The sequence below is a fragment of the Bauldia litoralis genome, assembly GCF_900104485.1.
GTDB lineage: Bacteria > Pseudomonadota > Alphaproteobacteria > Rhizobiales > Kaistiaceae > Bauldia > Bauldia litoralis.
This window is the reverse complement of record NZ_FMXQ01000019.1, coordinates 1-13,380: the sequence shown is the minus strand read 5'-3', so window position 1 is coordinate 13,380 and position 13,380 is coordinate 1. Positions and strand designations below refer to the sequence as shown.

General features: G+C 62.2%; 14 protein-coding genes. 7 read left to right on the top strand and 7 right to left on the bottom strand.

Features of this window, described 5'->3' with window-relative positions:
- From BLT60_RS23630 to BLT60_RS23620, 3 genes are all read right to left on the bottom strand, one after another.
- On the bottom strand, nucleotides 1-329 hold a 329-nt coding region (locus BLT60_RS23630), incomplete at its 3' end, for a DUF2924 domain-containing protein (RefSeq protein WP_090881319.1).
- A gap of 202 nt (nucleotides 330-531) precedes the next feature.
- Nucleotides 532-735 carry a helix-turn-helix transcriptional regulator gene (locus BLT60_RS23625; protein ID WP_090881313.1) on the bottom strand — a complete coding sequence of 68 codons (204 nt, stop codon included), beginning with the start codon at nucleotides 733-735 and terminating at the stop codon, nucleotides 532-534.
- Between the two features lie 178 nt (nucleotides 736-913).
- Nucleotides 914-1,663, bottom strand: a complete 750-nt coding sequence (locus tag BLT60_RS23620) for a hypothetical protein (RefSeq protein WP_090881311.1) — start codon at nucleotides 1,661-1,663, stop codon at nucleotides 914-916.
- A 404-nt stretch (nucleotides 1,664-2,067) separates the two neighbouring features.
- On the opposite strand from BLT60_RS23620, the gene BLT60_RS23615 reads away from it, so the two are divergent.
- The gene (locus tag BLT60_RS23615; protein WP_090881308.1) at nucleotides 2,068-3,099 is read left to right on the top strand and encodes a hypothetical protein; all 1,032 of its coding nucleotides are present in this window, start codon (nucleotides 2,068-2,070) and stop codon (nucleotides 3,097-3,099) included.
- 706 nt (nucleotides 3,100-3,805) lie between these two features.
- On the opposite strand, the gene BLT60_RS23610 is transcribed toward BLT60_RS23615, so the two are convergent.
- From BLT60_RS23610 to BLT60_RS23595, 4 genes are all read right to left on the bottom strand, one after another.
- Complete coding sequence (locus tag BLT60_RS23610; RefSeq protein WP_090881305.1) at nucleotides 3,806-4,570, bottom strand: SDR family NAD(P)-dependent oxidoreductase; 765 nt, start codon at nucleotides 4,568-4,570, stop codon at nucleotides 3,806-3,808.
- 26 nt (nucleotides 4,571-4,596) lie between these two features.
- The gene (locus BLT60_RS23605; RefSeq protein ID WP_090881302.1) at nucleotides 4,597-5,643 is read right to left on the bottom strand and encodes a tagatose 1,6-diphosphate aldolase; all 1,047 of its coding nucleotides are present in this window, start codon (nucleotides 5,641-5,643) and stop codon (nucleotides 4,597-4,599) included.
- A 68-nt stretch (nucleotides 5,644-5,711) separates the two neighbouring features.
- Entirely contained in the window at nucleotides 5,712-6,515 is an 804-nt protein-coding gene (locus tag BLT60_RS23600; RefSeq protein WP_090881299.1) for an HpcH/HpaI aldolase family protein, read from the bottom strand.
- 76 nt (nucleotides 6,516-6,591) lie between these two features.
- A complete protein-coding gene (locus BLT60_RS23595) occupies nucleotides 6,592-7,491 on the bottom strand; it encodes a PfkB family carbohydrate kinase (RefSeq protein ID WP_090881296.1) in 900 nt (299 codons plus the stop codon).
- Between the two features lie 123 nt (nucleotides 7,492-7,614).
- Here BLT60_RS23595 and BLT60_RS23590 point away from each other — a divergent pair, with 123 nt between their 5' ends.
- The 6 genes from BLT60_RS23590 to BLT60_RS23565 all read left to right on the top strand — a co-directional run bounded on the left by BLT60_RS23590 (nucleotide 7,615) and on the right by BLT60_RS23565 (nucleotide 12,607).
- Nucleotides 7,615-8,469, top strand: a complete 855-nt coding sequence (locus BLT60_RS23590) for an IclR family transcriptional regulator (RefSeq protein ID WP_244521422.1) — start codon at nucleotides 7,615-7,617, stop codon at nucleotides 8,467-8,469.
- A gap of 19 nt (nucleotides 8,470-8,488) precedes the next feature.
- Entirely contained in the window at nucleotides 8,489-9,415 is a 927-nt protein-coding gene (locus tag BLT60_RS23585; RefSeq protein ID WP_175478622.1) for a dihydrodipicolinate synthase family protein, read from the top strand.
- A 143-nt stretch (nucleotides 9,416-9,558) separates the two neighbouring features.
- Nucleotides 9,559-10,377: a transporter substrate-binding domain-containing protein gene (locus BLT60_RS23580; protein WP_175478621.1), complete on the top strand. Its 819-nt coding sequence runs from the start codon at nucleotides 9,559-9,561 to the stop codon at nucleotides 10,375-10,377.
- A 145-nt stretch (nucleotides 10,378-10,522) separates the two neighbouring features.
- Entirely contained in the window at nucleotides 10,523-11,242 is a 720-nt protein-coding gene (locus BLT60_RS23575) for an amino acid ABC transporter permease (RefSeq protein WP_090881287.1), read from the top strand.
- Nucleotides 11,239-11,895 (top strand): amino acid ABC transporter permease, encoded by a 657-nt coding sequence (locus tag BLT60_RS23570; RefSeq protein ID WP_090881285.1) that lies wholly within the window; start codon nucleotides 11,239-11,241, stop codon nucleotides 11,893-11,895. The genes BLT60_RS23575 and BLT60_RS23570 overlap by 4 nt, the downstream gene beginning before the upstream one ends.
- The gene (locus BLT60_RS23565) at nucleotides 11,876-12,607 is read left to right on the top strand and encodes an amino acid ABC transporter ATP-binding protein (protein WP_090881282.1); all 732 of its coding nucleotides are present in this window, start codon (nucleotides 11,876-11,878) and stop codon (nucleotides 12,605-12,607) included. The genes BLT60_RS23570 and BLT60_RS23565 overlap by 20 nt, the downstream gene beginning before the upstream one ends.
- Nucleotides 12,608-13,380: the final 773 nt, after the last annotated feature.

Genomic DNA, 13,380 nt, shown 5'->3' with positions numbered 1-13,380 from the left:
AAGTCGTCGCCTCTGACCGTGACGCAGTGCTCGACGCCGTTGAACTCCCTGATCAGTCGGGTGCCGGCGATGGGTCTGACCGAAGCCCGAGCCTTGCCCGTCGCGCCTCCGCGCTCGATCTGTTTGGCGAGCGCTTCAAGTCGAGCCACGGTGTCCCGAGTGAGGCCGCCATGGGCGAGTTCCTGGATCCGGTAGGCCAGTCGGCTTTCGAGGAAGCGGCGGTTATAGACCGGAGGTTCGGTCTCGAAGAGCTTCCGCCATTGGTCCTTCAGCTCTGAAGTCGGCATAGTCTTCAATGCCGTCAGGCGGGCGAGCACGGGCTCTGTCATCAATCGGGCTCCGGTTGGAGAGCGTATTGCCCAACACCGCTTGCCTGCCCGAGACAGTCAACCGAACGATCGCCAGCATTCGCAGATAAACAACTTGATCTTCGGGCCAGGCTACGAACCAGACCGAGCGCCAGGATCTCGCCGATCTCGACGATGTCGTCACAACGCTGATCGTCGGACGCCAGCGCCCTTGGTCGGGCCATCATGCCCGATCCGGAAGTCCGACCTGGCCCGGATGTCGGTTGGCGACTTCCCAGGCTTCGACATCCGAGAGGCGGTAGACCACGCGGTGATTGCCGAGCTTCAGGAACGCCGGTCCCTTGCCGCGCCATCTCCAGCGTTGGAGCGTGCGGACGCTCAGCCGGAGACGTATGGCCAGGTCCTGTTCGTTGAGGTGATGATCCACGGGGTGACATCCTTCCAGTCCACTTGGTGACGAGAAGAACGCTGGCACCGCCGACACACGGATGTCGTCAGGCCGGAAGCTCGATCGCTTTTCGGGGATCAGTTCGGCGGCGTCATGCGGATCTGATGACTGCCACGGACAGGGTCCGGATGCGCCATCCCCACCCCCGCGCTGCGAATCAGTCGAGCTTCAGCCGATAAAGGCCAGTTCCATCTGAGACGATCAGGTCACGCTTGTTCTTGAAGAGATCCATGAGGTTCGTGCTCTCGGAACCGGCAGCGTCGAGGAGGGAGCGGCCGTCACGCCACGGATCGTTCGTTTGAGAGGCCTCGTGCAGGACCTTGATGATGCGAGACTGCTTCTCGCCAAGCGCATAGCGCTCTTCACGAACAGAGACCTTGCGGTATCTGGCATCATGCGCAAACGCAGCGATGACGGGGCGATCGTAGGCAAGGAGCCACTTCGGTACGGACCGCACGTTGAGTGGGATCTCGGCCGGCAGAAAGAACTCCGGCTTCTCGAAGATCCGCCGGTGGCCGACCACCGCGTCTAAGTCCACTCGATACATAAGCAGTTCGAAAAGACTTGGATCGACAATGGTGCGCGAGCTTGCCCCTTGCGCAATACCACTCGAGATCACATCGCCACGCTTCAGCTTGCCAAACAGGACAACGGCTCTTTTTTCGAGTGCAGCCCTCTCTGAAAGGGGAGCCCGGTCCGGCTCGGAGTCGCCGGGAAGTTCAGGGTCGACAAACCGCTCAAGAGCTTCGTGGAAGGTCAGCCCGCGCTCCGGCCGATCCTCGCGATAGGGAACTGGTTCGCCTTCTTCCGTCACAGGCTGGCTGGCCACAATTCGCCGAACCTCCTTGGCAATCTTTTTGCCGAACTGAGTTTCAATCCCCCGCCAGTCGAACGATTTCTTCGCCATCGGGTCAGTCTTGCCTCCGGCTCAGGGCGGGCGAATCAGGGTCCACGAAATATCGTCCGCTCGGATCGATTCGGGCCATCAAATCACCAGAGAGAGTACTGGAGCGCACGCGGTCGCAAAGAGGGTCGATTGCGCAATCCACAAGGGGATCGGACCATCTGGAGGCCCACCATTACGGCGGGTGGCACTGAAAAATCGGTGCCAGGTTCACTTCGCAACGGAACCTCTCGACGATGGCCAACGACAAGAACACCCGAGATCGATCGAGCAAGACGCTCCCGCTCAAGATCATGGCGCTCGGCGCGATTTCGGATCGCTAGGACGAAACCGTGGCTGGCCGTCGTCCAGGCACGCATTGGGTTGCCCACAGCGCGCTGACCGCGGCAGCGGGCGGCTGACGCACGATGAGCTGGCCCTCCAGCATCGATGCGATCGTCGCCCGCGACAAGAAGGTGTCGGATCTCTGGCGCCAGGCGGCAGATGGCGAGATCAGTTTCGAACGCGCCGCCGAACTCATCCACTCGGTGGAGCATTCCGCCGTTGAGACTTCGCCGAAGCATGGCAGCCAGGTCGCCGCAAAGAAGCGGGTCGCCGCCGCGGATCCCGGCAGGACCGAGCGGCTCGCAGCACGGAAGCGCCTCGCAGCTGGCGCCATGCCCCCCGACCTTGCGGCGCACCTGACGGTTTCGGAGCAGGCGGTCGGAGCCGTCGTGGCCCGGCATTGCCGCATGGCAGGCAGTGCCTGCACTTTGGCGATCGAGACAATCGCAGAGCTCAGCTTCGTGTCGATCCGGACCGCTCAGATGGCGGTGAACAAGCTCGACGCCCTTAATCTCATCGCTTGCCTGCGACGCCCGCGAAGGGGACGGAAGCACGACACGAACCAGCTCGTCATCAAGTCGGTCGCTTGGCGCCAGTTCCTTTGGAAACGAGCCGCCATAGCGCGTCTTGATAGGGTGCAAAAACCTGCACCCGAAAAGGATAATACTTATCCTTTGTACTTCACTGAAAAAAGGAGGCTCGGCGGGAAGAAGGCCCTTTGCGCGGCGAGCCACCGCCCATCCGATCTCGAGACGTGGATCAGTCCGCAATCGGAGGCCTGGCTCGCTCCCTTCCGCAAGGCGGCGGGCGACTGCCTCAACCCGGCATCCGTCGGTCTCCACGATCCGGGCCCTCTCACCAGATTGCTCAATCGCGGCTTTACCGAAGAGGACCTCTTTGCAGGAATCGCAGCGGTGCGTCGACGACACGATCGATCTGGTCGCGCGAGCACGATCTGGTCATGGGACTATTTCCAGCCGGCGATCACCGAGGCCAGGGACAAACGGACCAGGCTTGCTTCAGGGGGTGACACCGGGACCATCTCTAAAGCGCCCGGCCATGCCACAACCGCCGGTGATCCCCGCAAAGGCGGCGCCCAGCTACGGGATCGTTGACCGACCAGAGCGGGCTCACTCGCCAGTGACAGCATTCCAACCGAGGTTGGACATGGTTGACGATCGGCTCGGCCGCTTGACTCTCCTTGTGAGATGCGGGTCTGGCCGGAGGGGGGGCGGGTCGAAAGTCTGGAACCTCATAAGCTCCGGACCGGCCTGGGTCTCACGCAGGGATTTTTTTCTCGCGAGTAAGATTTTCCGACGGCTAACGGGGGGTGTCAGCAGCACCGTTCGGATTGCTCGGAAAAGCGGCGTGTCTTTTCAAAGCCTTGGCGGCCCCACTCCGGACAGCCGGTATTTATTGAAGCTTCGTTGTGGCCCGTTGGAGCCGATTACTTTTCGTGCGGGCTATGGACGAGGGTCGAATGGCTCGAGCCGTCAAAAGATTGCAGCATTCGCGGCTAACGCTTGCTTATTATCGAGGCGCTACCAGCGTCGGGGCGTTCGGAAATTGCGAGGCCTCGCTGCGGCGCGCGCAATCGAGGCATCCGCGCGGCCCGTCGAACGCTTGGATGTCAGGTGCTGGCGTGAGCGTCTCTTTTAGGCGGGCAGCAATCGCGGCGACATGGCGTCGATCAACGCGCATGTGGCGGAAACCGACAATCCGTGGGGAACTGTTTGGGACCTACGTCCTTCCAATCGCCCGCACGGGAGGCACACCATTTTTGGGCCGGACACGCTTTGGGAGCGTGGCCAGATAAGAAAGTTACGGCATGTATTGGCCGCCGTTCAACTCGATGGTTTGGCCATTGACGTAGCCGCTCATCGCGTTGCTGGCTAGGAAGAGGAAAACGCCGACAGCGTCAGCCGGTGTGCCGATCCGGCCCATCGGAATGGTCTTGCGCTGCGTCTCGATCCACTCAGGGCTTGAGAAGCGCTCGTGGAATGGCGTCATGATCACGCCGGGCGAAACGCCGTTGACGCGGATGTTGTCCGAAGCCAGTTCCTTGGCCATGTTGCGCGTGAAGTTCAGGACGAAGGCCTTGGCACCGGCATACAGCCCTGCCCCCGGGCCACCGCCATTGCGGGCGGCGATCGAGCTGACTGTGATGATGACGCCCGCCCCGGCATCGCGAAGATGGGGGCGAGCAGCTTTCGAGGTCATGACCACGGAGCGGATGTTTGTATCAAGAACCCGATCGTATAGCGCGTCGTCGACCTCGGCGAGTGGTGCGCGCTTGATCATCGCGCCGGCATTGTTAATGAGAACGTCAATGCCGCCGAGGGCTTCCACGGCCTCGCCCACCAGCGTGTCCGCGGCTGCGGTCGTGGAGATGTCAGCCTGGATCGCATGGGCATCGCCGCCCTTCGCCACGATACTGTCGACAACCGTGCCGGCTTCCCGTTGGCTGGCGTTGTAGTGGATGACGACGCGCGCGCCTTGTGCGGCAAAGCCGGCGGCGACGGCGGCGCCAATGCCGGTGCTCGATCCGGTGACGAGAACCCGTTTACCCTTGATATCCGCAAGCACGCTTTGTCAGTCCTTCTACAGGTTGTTCAGGAAAAGCCGGGATAGTCGGCCGGGAAGCTATGGCCCGCGTTGTCCAGCGTTGCGTGCCCGCCAAAGATCTTTGCCTCGACCCACGGTCGCGCCTTCGCGTCGGTTAGACGGTTGATATCGCCCATGTAGTTGACCGACTGTGTCGCGAGGTCCGCCTTCATGGCGGCGATGTCCGGGAAATGCTGGAAGGCCGGCCACCAGATTGCGCGTCCCGCCAGGTAGCCGTTGGCGCCAGCCCGGTAGGCATAGGTCAGCACCCGCCGGAAGACTTCCATGCTCGCGCCGGCGCTCAGCATGACCCAGGGCTTGTCGATGATTCTCGAAATTTCGTCGAACTGGGACTGCGCCGTCCGTGCCTCGGCGGTGTCGTCGTCGGGATCGGGAAGGCTCTTGGCCAGCGCCGGGCTTTCGAGCTTGTAGATGTCGACGCCGAATTCCGGGTCGGCAAAATCCCTCAGGCTCTGCAGCACTAGGTCCGGATGCTTGTCCTTGTCTTCGGTATAGTCGGTACTGTGACCGGCCGATCCCTTAAAGGGGAAGACGAGCAGTTCCAGAAGGAAGGGAATGTCGTAGATGCGGCATGCCTCGCCGACCGAACGCACCAGCGCCTTTTGGTGATCGACGACGTTAGTCGATGCATCCGGCCTGTACCACAACAAGAGCTTGACGCCGTCGGCGCCCAGCCGCTTTACCTTTTCGACGCCCCAGCCCCGCATCAGGCTGGTCTTTCGACCGTCCGCCGTCTCGCTAAAATTGAAGTCCTCGAGAGTGATGAGAAGACCCTTGTCAGGCGCGATCACGGACTCGGCTTGCGGATAGCCATAGTCCGGATCGATCAGCAGCGCGGAGCCGAGGGGCAGAAGCGCCTCCGCAAGGACAGCCTTGGCCGTTCCAAGATCCTCGTAGCCCGGCGCCCGCCCGCCAAGCTTGTCGGCAAGTGCCTTAAGCATTGGTGGCCGTTGGTCGACGGCGACCATCTTGAAACGTCCGTCACTGTCAGCGAGGCGTCGGATGCCGCGCAGCTTTCCCGATGAGAGTTCCACGAAGATCGCGTCCTTGTTCGATGTCGCCCGGCATCGACGGCGGGCGAGCAGTCCAATGGTGAAGAGCCTCAGCCGCCGGTCACGGACTTCGCGGCTTCGGCAGCGCGTCTGGCGCCTTCGTTGAGGAACATGACGTCATTGCCCATGATGATCATGTCGACGCCCTGGGCGGCCAGCTTCGCCGCGTTCTCGGCCGTCGGCGGAATGCAGGGCGCCATGACCTTGATGTCCCGCTTTCGGCATTTCTCGATCAGTTCGTCCAGTCGTGCGGTGACTTCCGGATTGGACATCGAATAGTCGATCGGAATCTCGCGCGACAAGGAGTAGTCGGCCGGTCCGAAATTGATGACGTCGATACCCTCGACCTCAAGAATCTCGTCGATGTTGTCGAAGAACTCGAAGCTCTCCGCCATCGGGATCACCAGGGTGCTCTCGTTCTGTGCGCGTGTGTAGCTCGACCACTGGAAGCCCGGGCCGCCGAAGCCTGCGGCGCGTACCGAACCGTCGCCGCCGCGCCTGCCATGCGGGGGAAATTTCGCGGCGCGCACGATTGCGCGCGCCTGATCGGCGGTGCCGACTTGCGGAACGATGACGCCGTCCGCGCCGAGTTCGAGCGCCTTGCGGATATCCCACTCGATGGTACCGCGGACCCGCACGAGCGGTGCAATGCCCGAGACCTTGGCCGACAGGATAAGCTTTTCCATCTGCTGATCGACATCGACGGAGGTGTGTTCAGCGTCGATGAAGGCGAAGTCGAGACCCCAGTTCCCGGCAATTTCGACGGTGGCCGAAACCCCTGTGTAAATGGTCATGCCGAATGTCGGCTCGCCGTCAGCAAACTTCTCCCGGATCGACTTTCTCTGCTTTTCCATGTCGCGGTCCTGTTGGCGCTGCCCGTCGGGGAATTCTGTTTCGGGCTCTGGTTATGGCGGGAATAGCGGGGCCGCTCTAGGCCGCCGCGGTCATGAAGTCGTCAAGTTCGGAACGCGTCGGGATTCCTGCGCGTCCGCCCCAGCGGGTGCATTTCAGCCCCGCCGCGGCGGCGGCGAACCGGCCAGCGCGCTCGATGGTCATGCCCTCGGCGATGCCAAGCGCAAAGGCCCCGTGGAAAACGTCGCCCGCGGCGAGTGTATCGACCACCGGTACGGAATAAGAGTCGATCTTCCGAATGTCGCTGCCTTCGATCCACGCGAAGCCCTTGGCGCCCAGGGTTACCGAAACGGCGCCTTCGGTCCGCTCCTGTGCGGCGCGCAGGCCGGCCTCGATGTTGCGCGTTCCGGTCAATCGCTCCAGCGCCGGCGACGAGAAGACCGCATGAGTCGAATAGCCGATCAGCCGGGCGATCGCGTCGTCGGTAGTGAGGTCCGCGTCGAGCACGACCTGAAGCCCTCTGGCCCGCGCCTTGCGCATCACCTTTTCAGATGCCGCGGGCCAGCGGACGTCGCATAGGACAACGTCGACGCCATCGGGGATTTCGTCGGGCAGCCACGACGGATCGGTATCGAGTTCGCGGTCAGCAAACGCGAAGATCATCCGCTCGCCCCGTTCGTCCACGACGACCGCGGAAACCCCGGTCCGCCGGTCGGGCACGCGGCGGACGGTGCCGACATCGACCTCGTATTCGGACAGTTCCTCGATCAGCCGGGCGCCAATGGCGTCGTCGCCGACGCGACCCCAGTATGTGGCCTTGCCGCCGAGCTTGGCGATCGTGGCCGCGGCGTTGGAGGCGGGGCCGCCACCGATCTGGTGAAACTCCCGTGCGAACACCTTGGTCGGTTCGGTCGGAAACCTCTCGACCGCAAACATGTTGTCCAGCACTGCGATTCCAACGCAAAGCACGGATGCCATAAAAAGCCTCTTAGCGGATCGTTGTTCCGTAATCCGGAATACAGGATTACTTTTTGGAAGAACGCCTTGTCAATGCCCATTTGACAGTTTGCAGCTTCAGGCTGTTCCTTTAAGGAACGAACCATGTCGCCCACGCATCAATCGAACGTCCGGGACACCATGGCCACCACCAGACAGACGTCGGGAAAGGGATCGATAGGTATGGCCGCGGATCGCGGGTCGCTGAAATCCATGCACAAACTGATGGCGATTCTCGATTGTTTCTCCGCCTTTGATCGCTCGCTAACGCTCAACGAAATCGCCGCGCGATGCGGCATGCCGAAGACGACGGTCCATCGGCTGGTCAGCAGTCTGCGCGAGGTGAAGCTGCTGGAGCAGGACCGCGAGCGGGACCGTTACCGCATGGGCATCCGTCTGTTTGAGCTCGGCAGCATCGTAATGGGCAATCTCGACATCTACCGAGAAGCCCGCCCGCTTGTGGAGCGGCTGATCGGCGCGACCGGGGAGGGATCCCACCTCTGCGTTTTCGATGGTACCAACATGGTCAGCATCGAGCATCACGAACCGAACAGCGCTTCGGTCAACTGGACCACCACGCTTTCGATTTCGCCCTCTTACTGCACCGGCGTCGGCAAGGCCGCTATTGCTTTCCAGGAGGAATCGGTCATCGAGAAGATTATCGCCGCCGGCCTCCTGCCCTTCACTGCAAACACCATCACCGAACCGGAAGCGCTGCGCCGGGATCTCGCGGCGACCCGTGAGCGCGGCTACTCCATCGACGAGGGTGAGCATCAGCCGTCGGTCCGCTGCATCGCTGCTCCGGTCCACAACGTCACCGGCCATGTCTTCGCCGCCGTCAGCGTCAGCGGACCGAAGGATCGGGTCACCCGGGAACGCATCCCCTCCCTTGCGCCCCTCGTCATCGCCACAGCGAGGCAGATTTCGCGGCAATTGGGGTATGATGCCGGGACGGAATAACCAGGAACGGAACAAGCTTATGTCCGCTTCCGCCGCTCTCCGCGGTGTTCTCATTCCCCTGACGACACCGTTTTGCCCTGACGGGGAGATCGACGAAAAGGCGTTTCGCGAGCAGATCGCCTTCATGACCGCCAATGGCGTCGACGGCGTCGTGGTCGGCGGCAGCACCGGCGAGGGCTATGCCCTTTCGGGCAAGGAACTCATGGCGCTGGTCGCGGTGGCGTTGGATACCGCGGCGGGGCGGATCCCCGTGGTCGTCAGCATCATGGCCGACAGTACACGGGCGGCCGTGGCGCGGGCCCGGGCGATTTCCGGACTTCCGGTGACTGCCCTGCAGATCGCACCGCCGCACTACATTTTCAGCCCGCAACCCGAGGGTCAGGCTGATTTTTACGGCGCGATCGCCGGTGCGGTGGCCCTGCCGATCATTATCTACAACGTCATTCCCTGGGACTACGTCACGCCGGCCACAGCCGCCAGAATCATGCAACGGACGCCCTCGGTCACCGCCGTGAAACAGAGCGATACGGACTTGGGCGCCTATGCGACGCTCGTCGAGACGGTCGGGGCAGAGCGTGTCTTTGCCGCGATTGATGCCGGTCTGATGAGTTGCTACGAACTCGGCGCTGCCGGTTCGATCGCTGCGATCTCCACGGCCGCGCCACGTGCCGCCGTCGCGCTCTGGCGGGCCGTTCAGGAGGGCGACCGGGCGAGAGCCACGTCGCTACATAAGGGACTGGTAGGACTCTGGGCTGCGCTGTCCTCCCCCAACCTGCCAGCACGCGTCAAGGCGGCGCTGGCGCTGCAGGGGGTCGAGGCCGGCGTTCCGCGATCCCCGATGGCAGCGCCGTCCGACGCCGAGGTGGCGGCCATCGCCGAAGCCCTGTCCGCCCTGTCGCGGTGCGAGGAGAGCATCCCGGGAGCGGGCCTGCAGAAGATTGCTTGAGACAAGTTCGGAATTGTGTTGTCATTTTCGGAATTGACAAACCACAATGCGGAATGGAATATCGCCGATGCGGGTGGGAGCTTCATAAGAGCCCGCGATCCGAACTTTTATCGAGCAATCGTTCCGTCACTGGGAGGACTTTCATGAACTGGTTTCGCAAGCTGCGCTACGCAGCCGCCGCCGCGACGCTCGTCGGCGCCGCTGCTGCTTCAACCACCACCGCCTCTGCGGTGACAATCCCCGAGATCATGGAGAAGGGAACTATTTCGATCGGTGTGCTGACCGGTCTGCCGCCTTACGACACCACGGATTCGAGCGGCAACACCGACGGTTTCCTGGTCGACCTGGCCCGTGAAGTGGCCAAGTCGCTCGATGTCGAGCTCGACGTCGTCCCGGTGACCAACGCCTCGCGCGTCGCCGCGCTGGAGTCCGGCCGCGTCGACATGCTGATCGCCATGACCACGGCGACACCGCAGCGCGCCCGCTCGTTGCTCTTCACCAATCCATACGGCTCGTACCAGATGACCATCGTCGGGCCGAAAGACGCCGAGATCCGGACGCTCGCCGACCTGGAAGGCAAGAAAATCTCCGTGCCGAAGGGCAGCACCCAGGAAGCGACGCTGATCAGTTACAACATTCCCGGCCTCCAGATCGAACGTTTCGACGACGATGCGCTCGCCATGCAGGCCCTGCTATCCGGTCAGGTCGACGCCACCGCCGCCGTCGCGGTGCTGGCGAACGATCTGCTGAAAAAGCGCGGCGTCGACGACCAGTTCGAGGTCAAGGAAGACCTGCCACTCTACACCCTCTACTGGTCGATGGCGCTCCGTGCCGATGAGTGGAACCTTCATCAGTACCTCAACAACCTGATCTACTACCTCGAGGTCACCGGCGTTCTCGACGACCTTCACAAGAAATGGACCGGGGTGCCGATTCCGGGCGGCAAGCTGCCCACGTTCTAAGCCTCCCAAGGCAGGCTCCGGGGCGCTCCAGCGCCTCGGAGCATTCTTTTCCGTCCCGCGGCCCTTAGCCCGCCCGAGAAATTCGTGATGCCTATCATGCCGTGTCATCTCGTCGAGCTGCCTTTCGACCCGGTACGGTGACCGCATGGCTTACGAACTCCAATTCGGACCGGTCCTGAAATTCTGGCCGGATATCGCGCAGGGCGCGGTCAACACGCTGGTCCTGTCAGCTGAAACCATCGCGCTGGGGGTGACGATCGGCCTGGCAGCCGCCATCGCACGCACCGACGGACCGCGGTGGCTTGGCGCTCTCGTCACAGTCTATGTCGAGGCCTTCCGAAACACGCCGCTGCTCGTCCAACTCTTCCTCGTCTTCTTCGGCTTGCCGCTGATCGGGTTGAGCTTCTCCGCCGACATGGCTGCGTTGCTGGCCATTGCGCTCAACCTCGGCGCATATTCGACCGAGATCTTTCGCGCCGGGCTGCTCGCCATCCCCAAGACCCAGATCGAGGCCGGCCTGGCTCTCGGCATGTCGCGACTGCAGGTCATCCGTTATATCGTCGTCGTGCCGGCGCTGCGCATCATATATCCCGCGCTGACCGGCCAACTGACGTTGACACTGCTCGGCACCAGTATCGCCTCGGCCATCTCCGCCAAGGAACTGACCTCCGCCGCGAGCATCGTCGAGTCCTTCACCTTCCGCAGCTTCGAAACCTATCTGGTCGTTGCCGTCATCTACATCGGGCTGACCTTCACCTTTCGCTTCCTCTACTATTTGGTCGGACTGTGGCTGTTCCGACGCCGCAAGCCGCCGAAGCCCGACCTCCTGCAGGAGGATCTCGATCCGGTCGGGAGCGGCGCATGATTCAGGATTTCGGCTGGAGCAGCGTCGAGTTTCTCGCCCGCGCCTCACTGTGGACAATCGGGCTGTCGATCATCGCTTTCCTGATCGGCGGGGCGATCGGACTTACGCTCGCGCTGCTGCGGGTGCTCGGCCCGCGACCGGTGAAGCTGGCGATTGCCGGCTACATCCAGATCGTCCAGGCGACGCCGCTGCTGATCGTCGTCTTCATTGTCTTTTTCGGCCTGAGCTTCGCCGGCCTGTATTTCCCTCCGCTGCTGGCGGCCGGGATTTCGGTCTCCGTCTATGCTTCGGCCTACCTTGCTGATATCTGGCGCGGCTGCATCGAAGCCGTGCCACGACCGCAATGGGAGGCTGCGGATGCGCTGGCCTTCAGCCTGCCGCAGCAGTTACGCTATGTCGTGTTGCCGCAGGCCTTTCGCATTGCGCTTGGCCCGACGGTTGGCTTCATGGTCCAGATCGTCAAGAACACTTCGGTCACCGCGCTGATCGGCTTTGTCGAGCTCACCCGTGCCGGCCAACTCCTCAACAACATGACGTTCCAGCCATTCATCGTCTTCATTACGGTGGCGGCCTTCTACTTCGCCATCTGCTACCCGCTGTCCTATCTCAGCGAAAAACTCAAAGGTAAGCGCCGTGTCCAGCGTGCACATTAGAGACGTAAAGAAATACTTCGGCGCCCTGTGCGTCCTGGACGGGGTATCGATCAACGTCGAGCCGAGCGAGGTCGTGGCGGTGATCGGGCGCAGCGGTTCCGGCAAGAGCACTATGCTGCGCTGCATCAATGGTCTGGAGCGTATCCAGCAGGGGCGAATCGAGGTCGCCGGGCACACGATCACGCCGGAAGCAGGTGACCTGCGGTCTTTGCGCAAGGAGGTCGGCATTGTCTTCCAGAGCTACAATCTCTTCCCGCATCTCACCGTTCTCGAAAACATCACGCTGGCGCCACGTGTGGTGAAGCGCATCGGCCGCGACGAGGCGGACGAGATTGGACGCGAGGCGTTGCGCCGAGTTGGTCTGGAGGAGAAGAGCGGCGCCTATGCCGATGAGTTGTCCGGCGGCCAGCAGCAGCGCGTCGCCATCGCCCGCTCGATGGCGATGAAGCCGAAGGTCATGCTGTTCGATGAAGTGACCTCTGCTCTCGATCCCGAGTTGACCGGAGAGGTGCTTAAGACGATGGAAGAACTGGCCGAGGCCGGGATGACCATGATCCTCGTCACCCACGAGATGGGCTTCGCCCGTCAGGTTGCCAACAAGACAGTCTTCATGCACCTCGGCAAAGTCTGGGAGGAGGGTCCTTCGGCCGAACTTTTCGGCGCGCCAAGGACGCCGGAGCTGCAGAATTTTGTCTCATCGAGCCTGAAATGAACCACGCTGCAGGTGTCGCTACGCTTAGAAATCGAGCAAGCGCAGCGCCGGAGGGCGAAGAAGACCTAAGCTCGCTGAGTGATCCCGACCATCATAGCCGGCTACGCTGTTGCACATGCGATCCCCTGGGATAATGAGTTTCACCACGCCCCCCGAGGCTCCTTCATCAGCTTGAAGCCCCGCGCGCTTTCGTGGTTCGCTTTCCTGAATTACGGATGAGTTCGTCGCGGCCGATCCGTGCGCCCGCTAAAACGTGTAAGCGTGCGGTTTCGAGCAAGGTCGACCAATTCTCGGCTCGGCGTCACGAAGGCTGGCGGAGCCTCCCGGCAAGAGTAATCTCGCGCCGCTAATGACGTCTCCATCATCCCAGCGCTCACCAAAAAACTGCGCTGACCCATCGAATGCCTGAGCCTATTGCTCAGGCCCTTGGTGGCCGTTGGCGGCTGAGGCTGGGAAGAGGGATGGGCGTCACCTGCTGGGTCGACCGCCGCCAAGCCCCCCGCAGGAGCGGTGGGAGTCCATCGGATTGGCTTCAGGGATATCGCCCGCCCGTCGGTGCCGCTGGCTTTGCAGGAATACTCAGCGATCGTGCCCACGCCAAAGATCCCTCCTGATGCGGATGAGCTCAACGCGCGCAGACCTTAAGCAAGCGACGACAAATTGCTGAACAATGTCATTGTGTTAGCTACGTACAAACGGCAAACGGTGGTATGCGGTTTGTACGGAAGCAACGTGAGTTTGTCGCCATGCAACATGCCGTCGCCTACTACCGC